The organism is Sphingobacterium sp. Lzh-3, from assembly GCF_046764375.1.
In the GTDB taxonomy this organism is placed as follows: Bacteria; Bacteroidota; Bacteroidia; order Sphingobacteriales; family Sphingobacteriaceae; genus Sphingobacterium.
In genome coordinates, this window is record NZ_CP177226.1 from 790,322 (window position 1) to 808,917 (window position 18,596).

Genomic DNA, 18,596 nt, shown 5'->3' on the forward strand with positions numbered 1-18,596 from the left:
ATGATAGGAATTATTAATTACGGTGCAGGGAATATTTTCTCTTTGACAGCAGCACTGGATCGTGTTGGGCTTACCTATGGTATGGTCAATACAGCCGATGAGATCGATCAATACGATCGTATCATCATTCCTGGAGTGGGGCATGCTGGCGCAGCAATGGACAAACTACAGGAATCAGGATTGGTGCCTTATATCAAAAAGCTAAAAAAGCCTGTATTGGGGATTTGTGTTGGTATGCAATTGCTGACGGCTTTTTCAGAAGAAGGAAATGCCGAAATGTTAAAGCTATTTCCTTTGAAGACGTTACATTTTGATGCCGAAAAGTCGGGTAAAGTACCACATATGGGCTGGAATAGTGTTTCCGTGCCAACAAATAGTCCTTTATTTGCACATATTGAAGATCAGACTTATTTTTATTTTGTCCACTCGTACTTTATCGAATTCGATGCGACATATACCGCGGCAAAATGTGTCTATGGACAGCCTTTTTCGGCTGCAATTTCTAAAGACAACTTCTTTGGCGTACAATTTCATCCGGAGAAATCTGGAAAAGCAGGAGAGCAGCTGTTGCTCAATTTTTCAACTATTCAAATTGATTAAAAATATTCGACTATGTATATCATTCCAGCAATAGACGTCTTGGACAAAAAAGTTGTCCGTTTGAGAGAGGGTAACTACAATGACGTTACAACGTATGCGATTAGTTTAGAAGAGCAAATCGAAACCTACCGTGCAAATGGTACGGAACTCGTCCATATCATTGATTTAAATGGTGCAAAAGGAGACTTCAGCAATCAGGCCTATTTATTTGATATCATCCAAAAGACGGATATGAAGATTCAATATGGCGGTGGTGTTAGAAGCATAGAGAAGGTTAAAGAATTGGTAGATGCAGGTGTTTATCGTGTTATTGTCGGAACACAGGCAATCACAAATCCTTCATTCTTGGAGGAACTGGCTACACTGAACGAAGGTAAAGTAAAATATGCAGACCACATCGTTATCGCAATTGACGTATTGGATGAAGTTATCAAATACTCCGGATGGTTGGAAAGCTCGCCAATCAAATTGATCGAATATATTGATAAATGCTTGGATTTAGGATTCTTTAGGTTCTTATGTACCGATATTAGTAAAGATGGTAAATTGGGCGGCGCAGGTGTTGAATTGTACCAAAAGTTGTTGAGCCATTCTCCAATTATCAAGTTAATTGCTTCTGGCGGCATCAGTTCAATGGATGATATTCAGAAACTTCAGGAATTGGGCGGAGTAGAGTCTGTTGTCGTTGGTAAAGCAATCTATGAAAATAGAATCTCGATCGATGAAATCAAAGATTGGAATTTAAAATCGCTAATCAGATTTTAAAATGCTGGCAAAACGTATAATTCCCTGTTTGGATGTCAAGGATGGGCGGACTGTAAAAGGAGTCAATTTTGTGGATCTGCGCGATGCGGGTGATCCCGTTGAATTGGCCTATGAATATTCTCAACAAGGGGCTGATGAACTTGTTTTTCTGGATATCACAGCGACACATGAGGAGCGGAAAACGACAATTGATTTAGTCAAAGCGGTCGCACGTCAGGTGAATATTCCTTTTACAATCGGCGGTGGTATCAATGAAATTAAAGATGCTGATATCCTGTTGAATGCAGGTGCAGATAAAATTTCCATCAATTCCGCGGCGGTACGTAACCCCGATCTTATCAATCAGATGGCAGCCGCTTTTGGAGCACAATTTGTTGTGGTTGCTGTCGATACCCGGTCCATCGAAGGTCAGCATTTTGTCCATCTGAGTGGCGGACGTATTAAGACGGAATTGAACACAGCAGATTGGATTCTTGAAGCGCAGGAACGTGGAGCGGGAGAGATCCTGCTGACGTCAATGGATCATGACGGAACAAAAAATGGCTTTGACAATGGTTTTTTAAGAACAATAAACGACCAGATTCATATTCCACTGATTGCTTCTGGCGGAGCTGGTAATCAACAGCATTTTGTGGATGTTTTTCAACAAGCTAACGTGGATGCTGCCCTGGCGGCATCGGTGTTCCATTATGGTGAAATATTGATTCCCGATCTTAAAGCTACCTTGCGTCAAAATGGAATTGTCGTAAGATAGGAAACAGGATTGAAGACCGATGAGCAAAGAGCAGTAAGTCATACACTTGCTGAATGAAGTCCGGAGAAGTTAAACGAGAGCTCATGGCTCTTCGAAAATAATTAAAAATTGAAATACTAAAATCATGTTAGATTTTGCAAAAAGTGACGGCCTCGTTCCAGTGATTGTGCAGGACTTCCAAACGTTGGAAGTGTTGATGTTAGGCTATATGAACGAGAAAGCTTGGGAGAAAACACAAGCAGAAAAACGTGTTACGTTTTTCTCCCGCAGCAAAAATCGCCTTTGGACAAAAGGAGAGGAGAGTGGAAACTTTTTGAATGTAAAAAGCATCCATGTTGATTGTGATAAAGATACTGTTTTGATCAAAGCAGAACCAATGGGGCCGACCTGTCATACCGGGAGCAGAAGCTGTTTCAGTACGGACTTCAACCAAAACTTTCTGTTGGAGTTAGAGCGTATTGTCAACCATCGCTATGAACACCCTTCTGACGAATCGTATGTCAATCGCCTGCGTTCTCGCGGTATCAATAAGATTGCGCAAAAAGTTGGCGAGGAAGCCGTAGAAACAGTAATTGCAGCATTGACAGAAACAGATACTGATTTTATCAATGAAACTTCAGACTTACTGTTTCATTTGATCGTATTGTTGCGTGAGAAAGGATTTTCATTGGAAACAATTGCGAAAAACCTCGAGAGCAGACATCAATAGGTCGCTGATGGCACATCTTACCTCGTGCTCCTTGCTCACTTAAAATCGGATGATGGCAACACCGTTGAATAAAATCCGGAGCCGGGAGAAGGCTTTAAGCTAAGATGACAAAATAATCTAAGAAGTGCAGTATATTTGTGGATATACTGCACTTCTTGTTTCTACCGACGAACACTATGTATTGCTGTATTGATCTTTAGCGGATCACAGTTCGGTCGGCGGAAAATTTAATCCTACAGCATAAAAAAATAGATATGAACTATGCGATCTGGATAGAGAATGAGTTTTACCGAAATTACTATGGATATTACATTAAAATCAACATTACCAGGACATCAAAACCCTATTTTTTGTGTAGAAAAGGGCTACCACCCGAATACTTTTTTTACCGCTGGTAACGACAAGGGTGTTGTTGAATGGGATATTGAAAACAATGCGTTTAAACGTATTCTCTGCGCGGTAAGTTCATCGGTTTACGCTTTACGGATGATATCGGGAACGCCCATTCTAGCCATAGCCTTGCGCGAAGGCAAGCTGCTTTTGGTACATGTAGAAGAGCAAAAGCTTGTAGCAAGCATACAACTAAGCACCAAAGCTATTTTTGCATTGGCTTATATGTCCTGGAAAAATGAGCTTCTGGCAGTAGGTGAAGAGGGTACATTGTATGTCATTGATTTGGAAACGTATAAAAATATTTACGAAAAACGTTTATCCTCAACAACAATTCGAGCAATTGCAATTGATGAAGGACTTGGACGAATAGCATTGGGCGATAAAGATGGACAAGTTTATATGTTGGACAGTGCTGACTTTCATGTTATTACTGAATCAAAATTGCATAGTATGCCCGCAACGTCGCTGGCATTTGTCCATAATAAATTGCTAAGTGGGGGGAGGGATGCGCAATTGGTGATTTCAGACCCAAATCAATTGACAACTCATTTTTCCTTTGTACCACATCTTTTTACCGTATACGGAATATATCCTCATCCTAAAGCACCAATTTTTGCAACTGTCAGTCGGGACAAATCGTTAAAATTTTGGTCCACAGCCGATTTCGCACTATTGAAAAATATAAGTCGCGAGAAGATGCAAGATGGCCATCATTTATCTGTAAACGCAGGTGCATGGTCCGAAAATGGACAATATTTCTTTAGTGTCGGCGATGACAAATTAGTGAAGGTATGGGAATTTCATTTATAAAAGATTGGGCAGAAGGTACGGACTAACTGAGCAGTTAAAAAAATAGATTTCTTCTGTAGCGAATTCATAATTATATCGTTAACTATGGTAATTATAAATTTAATTGACCTTATAGTTATATTTTATGAAAAGAATTTGGCTTATCTTATTAGGCTGTATAGCGCTTTCGGGCTGTGATAAAATCGAAAGTAAAGGAATGTACCTGGCTCGCGTGCCCATATTTGAAACAATGGAAAGTATACGGGCTAAAGCTAATCCCGTAAGTAGTCCTACCGCAATTGTTCAACCTGGAAAGATCTATATTTATCAAGATTACCTGTTTATTAATGAGCCGGGGAAAGGTATTCATATTTTTAATAATGTCGATCCGTCAAAACCTCTGGCGATATCGTTCCTGAGTATCCCTGGCAATGTGGATCTTGCGGTTCTAGATGGAAAACTGTATGCTGATAGTTTTACAGATCTGTTGACCTTCGATCTTGAAAACCCTGCATCTCCCAAATTATTGACACGGAATAAGGATGTGTTTAAGATGTTGCTTCAAATGGATTACTTCAATAACACTGCCGATCGCATCATTACAGGATTCCGGGACAGTCTGGTAAGCTATAGCCAAAAAGATAAATATTCACCCTATGGCCGAAAAGATATTGTGTATAATGAGACCAATTCGGGATCTGGAAAAGGAGGATCTATGGCGCGATTTACCATTGCCAATAAACACCTGTATGCTGTAGATCAAACAACATTACACCTTTTTAACGTACAGAATGCAAGTAAACCGGCCTATGTAAAGGATATCAAAGTAGGCCCTGGTATCGAAACAATTTTTCCTTTTAAAAACAGCCTGTTTATCGGCTCCAATACAGGCATGGTGATTTATGATATCACGACGGCATCTGCTCCCGTAGAACTGTCACGTTATGCACATATTCGTGCCTGTGATCCTGTCGTTGTCAATGAGAAATATGCCTTTGTAACCTTACGTGCAGGCGTGGTATGTGGTGGACTGCAGAATTTGTTGGAAGTTATCGATATTCAAGATCTGAGAAAACCGATGTTGAAAAATACCTTCACTTTGGAGAACCCCTATGGCCTGGCGCTAGCAGACCAAACCTTATATGTCTGTGATGGAAAATTTGGATTGAAGTCATTCGATGCCAGTGATGTCAGCCAAATAGGTAATAAGCTTTTAGAAACTCACAAAGATCTGACGAGCATGGATGTTATCGCTGGACCAAAATCGCTGATCGTTGTTGGAGAAAAAGGTGTACATCAATACGATTATAGCAATAAAGCCAAATTGAAGGAATTGAGCATCATTCCTGTTATTAGATCCAATTAAGAAACTATTTTAAGCGCTTCATTATTCTGATATGAAAAGACTTTCGATTGCCATTTTGGCTCTCTTCGGGTATTTAACTGTTGATGCCCAAACAAAAAAATATACAAATCATAATGAATTTTCGGTTATTACTTATGGCCCAGCTTTTCTCGAATCTGGATTTGGTCTGCATACATTCCATGGGGTGCAGCTCCATGAAAATATTGCTCTTGGTTTAAATACAGGGGTGGATAGGTATCCTGTAAACAATGAAGGATCAAAATGGTTTTTACCACTCTCAGCCAAAGTGAATTATGTGGAATTCCCTGACAGAAAACGTAGTTTTTTTGCAGGATTGGATTTAGGCTATAGTTTTGCTTTCTTGAATAAAAATCTAGTCGAGAACAATTTAAAATATGAATATCAGGGCGGCTTGTTGGTAAATCCACAGCTGGGTTGGCGCTTTAAATTTAAGAATTCAGCGAAATATTGGTCTTTGGCAACGGGATACCGGTATCAGCACTATAGCCGAAAGGAGACTTATACGCGACCCTCAGGAAGTTTGCCAGACACTAGCATAGGATATGGAACAACACAAATGGATAAAAAATATGATCTGCACCGTTTTACTTTACAGGTAGGATTTGGTTTTTAGGTATCGATCGGATGTTTTTTTGTATTAACAGGTGTCGATAGGATGAAATGTAAAAAAATAGCGTAAGTATAGGGTTCGTTTTTCAAATCTAGGCCGATACTAACGCTATTTCACTCTTTTTGTGGAGCTTACTTATTCGCTGTCTAAAAGCTGTAATACCTGCGTAAGGTATTTCTCATCGACTTCATCAAAACTATTTAATTCACTGCTATCAACGTCCAGCACACCGATAATCTGTCCCTGTTTAAAAACGGGTAACACTATTTCGGACCGCGAGAGCGAACTACAGGCAATGTGTCCCGGAAATTGCTCCACATCAGGAACAATCAATGTTTTTTCCTGTGCCCAAGCACCCCCACATACGCCACGGCCTTTCTTGATACGTGTGCATGCAACGGGGCCCTGAAAAGGGCCTAATACGAGCTCGTCTCCATCAACAAGATAGAAACCAACCCAGAAAAAATTGAATTGTTCTTTCAGTGCAGCAGCGATGTTAGCCAAATTGGCAATTTGATTAGGCTCGCCTTGTAAAAGTCCTCCAATCTGAGGAAGTAAATTTTGATATTGTTCTTCTTTGCTACCTTTAGCTATCTGTAAATCCTCTGCCATAAAAATCTATGTAAAAAAAATAATCATGCATTTGCTATCAGGATTACAATTGCCAAGCATGTTTTGCCTGTCCGGAAAGCTTCACGGCATATTGAGTGCCAACCTGCATGAAATGAAAAAGCGCTAATACGCTGTTCAAAGTTAACAGAATATTAGCGCTTTCTTATCAGGCAAATGTTATTATTTCTTTGTGTTGATAATATTCACCCGAATGTAGTTGCTTCTTTTGCCGGAAGGCGTTACAACAACGGCTTTGAAAACACGTTCCTTACTATTAGGAACCGTAATTTTCACTGGACCTGTATATTCTAAATCCAATTCTGAAGGATCGTAGTTGTCCAATGTGTAATAAATTTTGGCCCCTTCAACAGATGGTTTCAAACCTTTGATCGTATATTCCGAAGCATATACAGTGGTATCTGTTATGCCATATACTTCCGGTACACGATAGAACATATTGGTTTGGTCAAGTTTAGCCAGCTGATTTGCTGCACGCTGTTCTGAGAAATTTTTCCAGTTCTTTTTCTCTGGCTGTGTCCAGGCAATTTCAGAAAGCGCCAACACGCGTGGTAGCACTGTAAATTCGACTTTATTTGATGATCCAATATACTCTGTCCAAATATTTGCTTGTACACCTAAAACGTGTTTCTTGTTGGTTTCAGCAATTTTGCTAGGCATTGGGTCTGACGAATATACTTTGCTCAATGTGGAAAGTCCGCCGATGCTTAAAGGTTCTCTGTTTTGATCAGGACCTTGTTTGTGATCAAAATATAGACCATAGCTGTTTGCCGTAATGATCACATCGTGACCTTGATTGGCTGCATCAATTGCGCCTTGATCGCCTCTCCAGCTCATGACCGTCGCATTAGGCGCTAAACCGCCCTCTAAGATCTCATCCCATCCAATGATACGTTTACCTTTACTATTGATGTATTTTTCCATACGTTGGATAAAATAGCTCTGTAACTCGTGTTCATCTTTGAGGTTGTTATCTTTGATTCTTTTTTGACAAAATGGACATGTTTTCCATCTCGTTTTTGGACACTCATCACCACCGATGTGGATATATTCGCTAGGGAATAAGGGAATGACTTCATCAATTACATCTTCCAACAATTTGAATGTCTCTTCTTTTCCGGCACAGAATACATCGTCAAACACTCCCCAAGTCTGAGCAGCTGTGTAAGGTCCTGGCTTATCACCACAGCCCAATTCTGGATAAGCCGAAAGTGCTGCTAATGCATGTCCAGGCATCTCGATTTCGGGTATAACCGTTACATATTTAGCTTTTGCATAGGCAACCACTTCTTTGATTTGGTCCTGGGTATAGAAACCACCATAAGGTGTGTTGTCATAATCGCCATCTGTCTTGTAGTTACCCAGCAGTGTTTGCTTGCGGTAACCGCCAATTTGAGTCAATTTTGGATGTGATTTGATTTCTATACGCCAGCCTTGGTCGTCTGTCAAATGCCAATGAAACGTATTCAATTTGTAAGATGCCAGAATATCAATGTATTTTTTTACAAATTCTATGGGGAAGAAGTGCCGACCAACATCGAGATGTAATCCACGATAGGCAAAACGAGGTTCATCCTGTATGGAAGCTTGTTGAATTTCTATGCTGGCCTTTTTATCTACAGGTAGCAGTTGGATCAACGACTGCATACCATAAAATAGACCGGCAGCTTTTCCGCTAATAGTTGCGCGGTCTGAACTTATGTTAAGTTCATACGCTTCAGCATTAGTGGATTTTGCGTTTTTGGAGGAGAAATAGATCGTATTGCTGCTCGTTGATTTCACTACTGATAAAGTGAGATTGTAGTTGCTTTTTAGGAAATCCTGAAACAGCGTTGCAACTTTTTTGTCCTCTTCGCTATCAAAGGCGATTTTGGTGTTAGCGTTGATTTTAAACGTACCATTTTTAATTTGAACCTGTTGCGGTAATGGCACAATGTTCAAGGTAGCGTCTTTCTTTTCTTGCGCGAATACTGCTGCTCCTATACTTAGAGCCAGCGCAAGTGAAAATAGTTTCTTCATGCGTGAGATTATAACTGAAATAAGAAGTCCTAAAAATAGGTGAATAAATACGTTTTAGCAAAGAGGAAATGTAACAAATAGGGTATGAAAACACTGCTTACGGTGTTTTTGGCCACTTAGAAGTAGTTTGTGTGATCGCGTTTTTAGGGTAGATCAATCGTTTGTTTAGCCTGTTAAAGAGGGGCTTTTTACTTCGGGAAATAGTAGCTAAATCTAGGTGAAAAAATTTATGTCTTTTAACTGTATCTACCTGTGTTCTACTGAGCAGCTGTTCAGTAACGGGCACAACGGAATTTGCTTTTCTGGTAACAGTCCCTTAAATACCATATTGAAGATGGTCATAATGGCTGATACCAAGTTCGGGTTAATCACAATATTTAATCAATTTTTAGACAGTGATCATTCAGTGTTTATTCAGTCTACACTGACTGATCACTGAGCAAGCACTGAACAATCACTGAACAAGCACTGAATAAGCAATGTCAAAAGACTGGATTTGGTTCCTATTTAATGTCCGTTTGCTGTAGCTAAAAGTCAAAGGGGAAAAAAGGAAATTGCTACGCCTTTGTAAAGAATAAATCGCCGTTTTGATGCTTCCTTTTAGGCCTCGATTTATTGCAAAACTGAGGTCCGGGAAATGACAAAGGAACCCGAAGGTTCCTTTATATCTTTTGCGCTATAGCATTAGCAACGTACATCCGTCATCCAATGATTGATATGGGATGAGTTGGGCAAATGTTTATGCATTAAAGTCGTTTCAGTGCTAATTTGATCATATCCTCTACGGAAAGATTGCTTTCGGTCTTTAAAATGGTATTTAATACCTTTTCTGCCGCGGCTTTGTTGAATCCGAGCATAACCAGCGCTGATAAAGCTTCTTCTGGTACAGATTGGGATTGGATAGGTGCTGCCAAAGCTTCGAAACCCTGTTTTTTTAATTTATCCTGAAGTTCCAGGATAAGACGTTGTGCTGTTTTAGGTCCAATTCCTTTAATCTTTTGAATTAGGGCAACCTGGCCATTGACGATGGCAGACTGGATCTCATCCGGTGTGTTTGACGATAGGATCATCCGGCCTGTATTGGGGCCAATACCGGAAACAGAGATCAAATTTTCGAATAATTTTTTCTCGCCTTCTGTCGCAAAGCCATAAAGCGTATGTGAATCTTCCCGAACTTGAAGTGAAATAAATAGTTTACAATTTTCCTGATCCTTGATTTGGGAGAAGGTATAAAGAGAGATGTGGACATAATAACCAATCCCACTCACGTCAATAACAACATGAGTGGGGGCTTTATATGCTAATTTTCCATTGAAATATTCGTACATAGTATACGAATATAGGAAGATTTTAAGCGATTCTATAAATTTTTAAGATGTGCTTGTACATCTACTACGGCAATGGTAACCATATTGACGATTTCGCGCACAGAGCTGTCCAATTGCAATACGTGAATCGGTTTGTTCATCCCCAAAAGGATTGGACCTACAGCCTCAGCTTCACCAACTTCTTGCAATAATTTATAAGCGATATTTCCGGACTCCAAATTAGGAAATACGAGTGTATTTGCAGATTTTCCATTTAAGCAGCTGAAAGGGAAGTTTGCTGTCAACATTTCGCTGTTTAGGGCGAAGTTTGCTTGTAAATCACCATCAGCAATAATCTCTGGATGTTGATCGTGTAGAATCTGCGCTGCTGCTCTCACTTTTGTTGGCGTTTTTCCTTCACTTGAACCAAAATTAGAGTAAGATAGTAATGCAATACGTGGCTGAATGTTCATGCGTCTCACAGCTTTATCCAGTAACAGGGTAATGTCTGCTAATTCTTGTGCTGTAGGGTCTTCATTCACGGTTGTATCACCCATGAAGATTGGTCCTTTTTTAGTTAGCATCATGTACATACCTGCGACACGGCTGCCTGGTTTCGCGCCGATTACATGTAATGCCGGACGGATTGTATTTGCATAATTTTTGGTCATACCGGAAATTAGGGTATCAGCTTCACCAAATTCCACTAAAGAGGCACCAAAATAGTTGCGGTCGTACATCAACTTACGGGCATCGTATTTCGATATACCACGGCGTTGTCTTTTGATGTAAAGATGCTCAATAAATTTCTTCGAACGCTCCGTTTCGTTGTCGACTTCAGCAACTGGGTCGATAATTTCAAGACCATCCAATTCAAAAGCATATTCTTTGATTAAACGTTCGATTTTATCTCTTCTACCTAAAAGAATCGGAATTGCAATACCTTCTTCTTTAACAATCTGTGCCGCACGCAACGTTTTGTAATTGTCTGCTTCTGCAAACACAACACGTTTAGGATCTCTTTTAGCAGCCATAGTTAAATTGCGCATAATCGCATCATCTTTACCAAGACGTTTACGTAGCGCATCGCTGTATTGATCCCAATCTTCGATTACGGTCTTTGCTACACCTGATGCGATGGCAGCTTTCGCAACAGCCATGGAAACTTCAGTGATCAAACGCGGATCGGTAGGTTTTGGAATGATATATTCTTCCGAGAATTTTAAATTACTCGTGTTATAGGCTTGATTTACTTCTTCTGGAACAGGTTGTTTCGCCAAATCTGCAATTGCACGCACTGCGGCAATTTTCATTTCCTCGTTAATTGCTGTTGCACGTACATCCAAAGCACCACGGAAGATATATGGGAAACCCAATACATTGTTTACTTGGTTGGGATAATCTGAACGACCTGTACCCATGATAATATCGTTTCGTGTTGCCATCGCCAAATCGTAAGCAATCTCAGGATTTGGATTTGCCATTGCCAATACAATTGGGTTTGGAGCCATCGATAACAACATCTCTGCCGACATGACGTCTGCTGCCGATAGACCGATAAATACATCCGAATCTTTTACAGCATCTGCCAGGGTGCGAATATCGCGATCTGTTGCATATTGTGCTTTCATACTGTCTAGATTTTCTCTATCAGTACGGATTACACCTTTGCTATCCAGCATCACAATATTTTCTTTGCTGGCACCTACTGAAATATACATGGCTGTACACGACATTGCAGCTGCTCCAGCACCATTGACGACGATTTTTACTTTTGAAATATCTTTACCGATAATTTCACAGGCGTTGATCAATGCTGCACCTGAGATGATTGCCGTACCATGTTGATCATCGTGCATCACTGGGATGTTCATTTCTTCTTTTAGACGGCGTTCGATTTCAAAACATTCCGGTGCTTTGATATCTTCCAGGTTGATCCCTCCAAAAGTAGGCTCCAATGCTTTGACAATGTTGACAAACTCATCGACATTTTTGGTGTCTACTTCGATGTCAAATACATCAATGTCGGCAAAAATTTTAAATAATAAACCCTTACCTTCCATAACTGGTTTACCAGCTTGGGCGCCGATATCGCCTAAGCCCAATACTGCTGTACCATTACTGATAACAGCAACAAGGTTTCCTTTTGCGGTATATTTATAAGCATCTTCTTTGTTCTCAGCAATAGCCAAACATGGCTCCGCTACACCTGGAGAATATGCTAATGATAAGTCTCTTTGCGAATTTGTTGGTTTGGTCGGAACAACAGCTATTTTACCAGGTCTACCCATTGCGTGGTAGTTTAACGCTGCCTGTTTACGATTAGTGTTACTCATTACGATTTTATTAATTTAAGGCTACAAATCTATCATTCTTTTTGATAATTGGAAATATTTGCCAATATCTTATTATAATTAGACAATAATATGTTACTTCAGGACATCCAACAGTTTAAACATTTGTTGACGCATGCTGGAGGCCGAGCCAGCATAGTTGTTAACCAGTAAAGTGTAGGTAAATGACTGTCCTGTTTTATTGGTATGTACACCTGTATAACCAAGTACGCCGCCGATTGTTCCACTTTTCATCTTCATATTGTTATAGGTGGGAAGACTTTCGTAGAAAGCAGGGTACCAACTTTGTTTTTGTGCATACTGCATAATCTTATTCATCGCTGCTGTGGTCACTCGATTTTGAGGGGATAGTCCCGAACCATCCATACTATTGAGTTCACTGGATTTTATGCCTAATTTGGCATTCCAATATTTTTGGATATAATAGGCGCCATCGTCGGTACCTGTTTTACCCGCTGTTGTATAAGCGATCGCTTTCAATAGGGCTTCTCCATAGAGATTGATGCTCTTTTGGTTAAACCAGTAGACAATTTTATCTAAGGTTGGGGATAGGTGGATATCCAGGGTTTGTTTTTTTGAAACATCGACTGAATCCATCTTTGTCCCAGTAGCAGGCCCTTCGCTGGCAACAATACCGTTATTGTTTAATACGTCGTTGAGTTGATAAGCGAGGTCATAAGCGGGGTCCGGCGATGATAGCTCGATTGTTTTTTTGAGATCTTGTCCGTAAGATCCACGCACAAAAATCTTAGTCGAATAGGGGGCCGAATAGGCATATACATTGTCACCACTGCCGGTTTTTCCTGTCGTTGTCTCGTTGATAATTTCTAGGTAAGGAACATGTGCTGTATAATTGACGATCTCGGCTTTTGCTCCAACTTTCGTGTTTGGCTGAAAATTGATGCCAAAGGCATTTTCACACCAGTTGAGCGAAGAAATTCCCGCACCGTAATAGTTGCCCATGTCAGTCCAGATCCAGCCACCCGGAAGCTGGTTGCCATTATAAAGCCGATCATCGGCGATGATAGCCCCTTGAATACTTTTGATACCTGCATTTTGGATCGTTGCGACCCACTTATTCAATATCGTTGCAGCCTGTGTCTCGGGATAGCGCGAGCTCCCCAAGGTCGGGTCTCCGGTGCCTGTCACAACAATATTTCCATTTAACACACCGTTCTCGTCGATTTCGCCTGTATAATACAGCGTTGTTTTGAACTGAAAATTCTTGCCCAGGAAGTCCAGGGCCGTCGCGGAAGTGATTACCTTCATGGTGGACGCAGTTGCTAGTCCAATATTTTCATTTGCCGCGAATACAGTCTGGCCTGTTTTTCCGTCGAAAACTACCAGTGAGCTCAAACCATTCCTGAGGCTTTCCTGATTTTGAAACTGCGTAAAAGCATCCTGGATTTTACTGCGAAGATCCTGCGCAAATAGTGGAGTGGTAACGGTCGCTAACGCGTAAGTGGAAAAAGCAATGGTACTTAGCAGAAATTGGTTCATATAGCATCTTTTTATTGTTCTATGGTATATCCAGCCTATCTTTGTTGATCCTGTTAACACGGTTATTTTAATTCATGTTTTGAAATCATGGATATTTTATCGGATTTATAATTATATATCGAGATATATCGAGCAGAGGCTATCATTTAAGCAAAACGTGCTCGTTATTCTTCGTTTGTTTTATTTGCCCTAAAGTTAGGCATTCGACCCTAAAAAATCCTAACTTGCATAAAATTGTATAGACGACATGAAGCATATCGAAAAATTAGCTGCCATTCGTGAGGCGATGAAGGTTCAAGGAATCGATGGATATATTATTCCGTCATCAGATCCTCATATCAGTGAATATTTACCAGAACGTTACAAATGTATTGCTTGGGCCTCGGATTTTACCGGGTCTGCAGGTACCTTAGCTATCACACAAGATTTCGCTGGTCTTTGGACAGATTCCCGTTACTTTGTACAAGCTGTGGAGCAATTGGAGGGAACAGGTTTTGAATTGGTGAAATTGAAAGCTCAGGGAGCTGCGGAATATGCCGATTGGTTGGCTGAGAAATTGCCTGCGGGTTCAAAAGTTGCTTTTGATGGCAATCTTGCTTCTTTATTGGTCGCTCAATCTGTTCAGAACACTTTGGAGCCATTGGAAATTAAAGTGGATGGTCATGTTGACCTGCTGTCATCCCTTTGGGTGGGTAGACCAGAGCTACCCAAGGCGCAGGCTTATCTGTTGCCCGAAGATATCACGGGGCAGTCTACTGTTTCTAAAATTGAGGCGGTACGTGCCGAGATGAAAAAGAATAGAACAGAGGCTCATCTGATCTCCTCTTTGGATGATTTAGCCTGGTTATTAAACATCCGTGGTCAAGATGTGCCTTGTAACCCTGTTGTGTTGGGATTTGTATTGATCACTGCTGAACATGCAACACTTTACATCGAACCTTCGAAATTGACGGCGCATGCAATAGAAGAACTTAAAGGTTACGGCGTAGATGTGGCAGCCTATGAAGATATCTTTACAACGATTCCTACATTGAATGTTGCTTCAGTTCTTATTGACCCTAAGCGTACCTGTTTTGCTGTTTTCGACAGTGTACCTAAACAGGTGAAGATTGTTGAGAAAATAAATCCTTCAACAAGTTTAAAAGCGATTAAGAATAAAGTTGAAATTGAAAATAACCGCCATACGTTTATAAAAGACGGGGTCGCTTTGACACGTTTCTTTAAGTGGTTGGAAGAAAATGTTTCTTCGGGCGAACTGTCTGAATTGTCCATCGCAGCCAAATTACGTGAATTCCGCGAAAGTCAAGATGGCTTCGTTGATGTCTCATTCACGACGATTGCTGGATATTTGGATCATGGTGCCCTGCCACATTATTCGGCTAATGAAAAATCAAACTATATATTACAATCTAAAGGCTTATTGTTGGTAGACTCGGGTGGGCAATATAACACGGGTACAACAGATATTACACGTGTCGTAACGCTTGGGGGGCTGACGCAGGAGGAGAAAGAGGATTACACACTTGTGCTTAAGGGAACAATAGAAGGCTCGCAAGCTGTATTCCCTACCGGAACACGTGGTTATCAGATCGATGCGATTACGCGTCGTCCATTGTGGGAAACATTACGCAATTACGGACATGGCACCGGACATGGTGTTGGTTTTTTCTTGAACGTACACGAAGGTCCGCAAGTGTTCAATGCTGCTGCAATAGATGTTGCTGTTGAGCCAGGTATGATTACATCAATAGAACCTGGATTATACCGCGTAGGTAAACATGGTATTCGCATTGAGAACCTCGTGTTGACCCGTAAAGCAGGTTCTTCCGAATTTGGAGACTTCCTTGACTTTGAGACGTTAACCGTATGTTATATCGCAACCGATCTAATCGAAAAATCCTTATTGGATAAGAAACATATTGCCTGGCTAAATAACTATAACCAGTGGGTATTTGATCAATTATCGACTCATCTTACGGTTGAGGAAAAGAATTGGTTGGCAGACAAGTGTCAGGCGATTTAATCGTTCAAAAAGTATAACGAAAGCGGACACCCGCTTTCCACAACAATAAGTTGTCAAAATAAATGGCCCTCAATAATAAGTGAAATTCTTTTTGAGGGCTTTTTTAATCGTTTTCTTTCAAGATCTGATAGATAGACTCTTTCCCAAAAGGTTTCAGGATGAAGCCACTGATAAAAGGGTAGTTTGCAAGTTGCTCCTGGTCGCTTTTACTCGTTGAGGAACTGACAATAAAGATCTTGGTGTGCTTGATAAAGTCGGTGCGGTTTTCAAGTGTATCCATTAATTCCCAGCCCGTCATGAAAGGCATATTGATATCCACAAACAGTATGGGTTTTATCGGCGATTGTGTAATATCATTTTTGTCTAAAAAGTCTAATGCGTCCAAGGCATTTTTAAAAGCATGAAAGGCAATTTCATATTCGGTAAACCCCTGTAGCATATGGCCGAAAATGGTACGTAAAATAGCATTATCATCAATAAGAATGATCGTTCTTTTAGTTTCAAGGTTCATGGTCTTTCAGATTTATGTTTGTTTTTCATCGTGCCAATAAATCCGTTTTCGCTGTTGATTGACAGTGCTGTTTTCTTGCACTTATGAGGTCCTCCGGTCAGAATTCCAAACGGCCAATTTCAGCCGAAAATTTCGAGCACTATTCTTCTTTATTGTTGTATCAGCGTATTGGTATATATTTTTTCCAGGAACTTGACATAAAATGTGCTTCCAGTATTGATTTCACTTTGTACATCGATCTTTCCACCCAATGATTCGATCTGATATCTAATGAGAAACAGTCCGACACCTTTACTCTCAAATCCACGGTGGAAAACCTTTTTGAACATAAATAACTCAGATTTGTACTTTGGCAGGTTAATGCCCAACCCATTGTCTTTCACCGTTAATAATGTTCCTTCTGGCTCAAGATGGGTATGTATTTCGATTTTTGGGGCTCTATTTGTTGCTGTAAATCGAAGTGCATTACTCAGCAGATTACTTAAGATACTTTCTAGATAGATCTTAGGATAATAGATATCTTTCACATTAAATTCAACCGAAATAGTCGCATTTTTTTGCTGTATTTCCTCAATAAATTGCTGTTGTACCTTTTTGAATATGTCTAAAAAATCGCATTTTTCGTAAATCAGTGAATTGTTTGACCTGATATCAAGTATTCCGCCAAGATCATGCAATGTTTCATTCAGGTCATTACTGCTCACATGCAAAAGGTTCATAAAATTAGCCTTTATTTTTTCATCATCCGTTACCTTGATTTCGTCAATAAGCATCTGTATATTGCTGAGCGGGCCCTTGAGATCATGAGCGAGGATGTTCGCAAATTCTTCCAGTTGTCGTATTTTGGTTTCAAGATCTATTTTGACTAGATCCGATTCAATCTTTTGTCTTTTTAGGATTTCGATATTCTTTTTTGATTCTGAGATATCCTGAACCTGGACGATCAGAAATTGTGCGGCATTGGCATTATCAAAAACTGCAGCAACCGTTACAGAACACCATACAAAATGCCCTAATTTATGTAGATAGCGTTTTTGAAGCGTAAATGCTTCGATTTCACCCCTGACAAGTTTTGCTCTAAGTTCAACGTCTTTGTCTATATCGTCTGGGTGTGTTCTATCCGTAAACTTTGTTTTGGACATTTCTTCATGAGAATAACCAAGAATTTTGGTTAACATCTTATTAGATTCTATACAATAACCTTCGAGGCTCGTCAAAGAGATTCCCAGGCCAGATAAATAAAATGCTTGATTAAACTTGTGTTCATTGAATTTACTCTTTTCATTGGACTCGACTTGTTTTGTAATATCCGAGATAACCAAGGCTACGCGGTTTTGCGCCCTATGTATCGGCTTTATCTGTAGACGGTACCATTTGTCTTTGTGCTCTTTTAAGTTGGATTGAAAGTCCATTTTAAGTTCGCGGTCCAATTTTAATGAATTTTGTATCAATTGGACGGTAGGGATAGCTAGATCAGGAGGAAAAAGTTCAGTTAGACTCTTGTTCAAAAATTCTTCTGGCCTATAAAACAGGAGTTCGGGATTATTGGTCCAATAGTTTTTAAATATCCCTGTATCTGTTACCTCAAATACGATGTCATTTAATGAGGCGACAAGTAGTTGAAGTTGTTCCTGTTTATCCTTCAGAATGTGAATTTTATTGACCAGTTTGGATACATCGATAAACGAAATCAGAAGACCTTTTTTATTGTCTTCGACAATAAAATGTATATTGAATTGGTACCAGCTGAATCCTTGGTCTTCTTTTCGTCCTAGGATAATTTCGTCTTGGTTTTGGTTTTTTGAAAGGGCGATGAAAAATGGTGTTTCTGTGGGCGGTAGTATAGAAAGATCATCTGCGGTATAAAATGTTGTAAGCTCATGTATCTTATTGATCTCTTTTGTGGTTTTAAGGGCAAAAAGCTCCTGCGCACGTTTGTTAAACTGTAGAATAGTACCGTCTTCTGCGGTCGTGATTAATCCTTCCAACCTTGTATTTACAGTTTGGTCAGAAAGCACAGATAAGGAGTCCCGTTGCAGATGCATTATCCAACAATGTTTAGGGTTAATTTTCTCATTTATAAGCATTAAGTGGCTTGTTAGCCCCTATTTGCAAAATTGGTAACTTTTACCCCAAAATAATAAATAAATATTAAAATATGTAACTTTTTGTATAAATTACTAGCAAGCAGATTGTTATGTGCGCATAGTAATCTGCTTGCTGGTATTTTACATCTTCTGTACCT

15 protein-coding genes are annotated in these 18,596 nt (G+C 40.0%); 8 read left to right on the top strand and 7 right to left on the bottom strand.

Annotated features, from left to right (window positions below; genetic code table 11):
- From hisH to ACLCDV_RS03290, 7 genes are all read left to right on the top strand, one after another.
- Positions 1 to 600: an imidazole glycerol phosphate synthase subunit HisH gene (hisH, locus tag ACLCDV_RS03260; protein ID WP_317668468.1), complete on the top strand. Its 600-nt coding sequence runs from the start codon at positions 1 to 3 to the stop codon at positions 598 to 600.
- Positions 601 to 612: 12 nt separating this feature from the next.
- On the top strand, positions 613 to 1,365 hold the full coding sequence (locus ACLCDV_RS03265; RefSeq protein ID WP_411972901.1) for a HisA/HisF-related TIM barrel protein: 753 nt from the start codon (positions 613 to 615) through the stop codon (positions 1,363 to 1,365).
- Between the two features lies 1 nt (position 1,366).
- Positions 1,367 to 2,119, top strand: coding sequence for an imidazole glycerol phosphate synthase subunit HisF (gene hisF / locus ACLCDV_RS03270; protein ID WP_317668466.1), 753 nt, complete (start codon positions 1,367 to 1,369; stop codon positions 2,117 to 2,119).
- A 124-nt stretch (positions 2,120 to 2,243) separates the two neighbouring features.
- Positions 2,244 to 2,828, top strand: coding sequence for a bifunctional phosphoribosyl-AMP cyclohydrolase/phosphoribosyl-ATP diphosphatase HisIE (gene hisIE, locus ACLCDV_RS03275; RefSeq protein WP_075990989.1), 585 nt, complete (start codon positions 2,244 to 2,246; stop codon positions 2,826 to 2,828).
- Positions 2,829 to 3,128: 300 nt separating this feature from the next.
- Positions 3,129 to 4,031, top strand: a complete 903-nt coding sequence (locus ACLCDV_RS03280) for a WD40 repeat domain-containing protein (RefSeq protein ID WP_317668465.1) — start codon at positions 3,129 to 3,131, stop codon at positions 4,029 to 4,031.
- A 124-nt stretch (positions 4,032 to 4,155) separates the two neighbouring features.
- Entirely contained in the window at positions 4,156 to 5,376 is a 1,221-nt protein-coding gene (locus ACLCDV_RS03285; protein WP_411972902.1) for an LVIVD repeat-containing protein, read from the top strand.
- 31 nt (positions 5,377 to 5,407) lie between these two features.
- The gene (locus ACLCDV_RS03290; RefSeq protein ID WP_411972903.1) at positions 5,408 to 6,010 is read left to right on the top strand and encodes a hypothetical protein; all 603 of its coding nucleotides are present in this window, start codon (positions 5,408 to 5,410) and stop codon (positions 6,008 to 6,010) included.
- A gap of 132 nt (positions 6,011 to 6,142) precedes the next feature.
- On the opposite strand, the gene ACLCDV_RS03295 is transcribed toward ACLCDV_RS03290, so the two are convergent.
- The 5 genes from ACLCDV_RS03295 to dacB all read right to left on the bottom strand — a co-directional run bounded on the left by ACLCDV_RS03295 (position 6,143) and on the right by dacB (position 13,817).
- On the bottom strand, positions 6,143 to 6,619 hold the full coding sequence (locus ACLCDV_RS03295; RefSeq protein WP_046672350.1) for a GAF domain-containing protein: 477 nt from the start codon (positions 6,617 to 6,619) through the stop codon (positions 6,143 to 6,145).
- A 180-nt stretch (positions 6,620 to 6,799) separates the two neighbouring features.
- Positions 6,800 to 8,656, bottom strand: a complete 1,857-nt coding sequence (locus ACLCDV_RS03300) for a beta-N-acetylhexosaminidase (protein WP_411972904.1) — start codon at positions 8,654 to 8,656, stop codon at positions 6,800 to 6,802.
- Between the two features lie 746 nt (positions 8,657 to 9,402).
- Positions 9,403 to 9,984: a Holliday junction branch migration protein RuvA gene (gene ruvA, locus ACLCDV_RS03305; RefSeq protein WP_317668460.1), complete on the bottom strand. Its 582-nt coding sequence runs from the start codon at positions 9,982 to 9,984 to the stop codon at positions 9,403 to 9,405.
- 32 nt (positions 9,985 to 10,016) lie between these two features.
- Positions 10,017 to 12,299, bottom strand: coding sequence for an NADP-dependent malic enzyme (locus ACLCDV_RS03310; RefSeq protein ID WP_120333576.1), 2,283 nt, complete (start codon positions 12,297 to 12,299; stop codon positions 10,017 to 10,019).
- Between the two features lie 93 nt (positions 12,300 to 12,392).
- On the bottom strand, positions 12,393 to 13,817 hold the full coding sequence (gene dacB / locus ACLCDV_RS03315) for a D-alanyl-D-alanine carboxypeptidase/D-alanyl-D-alanine-endopeptidase (RefSeq protein ID WP_411972905.1): 1,425 nt from the start codon (positions 13,815 to 13,817) through the stop codon (positions 12,393 to 12,395).
- Between the two features lie 247 nt (positions 13,818 to 14,064).
- Here dacB and ACLCDV_RS03320 point away from each other — a divergent pair, with 247 nt between their 5' ends.
- Positions 14,065 to 15,840: an aminopeptidase P family protein gene (locus ACLCDV_RS03320; RefSeq protein ID WP_411972906.1), complete on the top strand. Its 1,776-nt coding sequence runs from the start codon at positions 14,065 to 14,067 to the stop codon at positions 15,838 to 15,840.
- Between the two features lie 103 nt (positions 15,841 to 15,943).
- Here the strand turns inward: ACLCDV_RS03320 and ACLCDV_RS03325 are convergent, their stop codons facing one another.
- Together ACLCDV_RS03325 and ACLCDV_RS03330 are read right to left on the bottom strand one after the other, a co-directional pair.
- Positions 15,944 to 16,351, bottom strand: coding sequence for a response regulator (locus ACLCDV_RS03325; protein WP_286778496.1), 408 nt, complete (start codon positions 16,349 to 16,351; stop codon positions 15,944 to 15,946).
- A 149-nt stretch (positions 16,352 to 16,500) separates the two neighbouring features.
- On the bottom strand, positions 16,501 to 18,396 hold the full coding sequence (locus ACLCDV_RS03330) for a sensor histidine kinase (RefSeq protein WP_411972907.1): 1,896 nt from the start codon (positions 18,394 to 18,396) through the stop codon (positions 16,501 to 16,503).
- Positions 18,397 to 18,596: the final 200 nt, after the last annotated feature.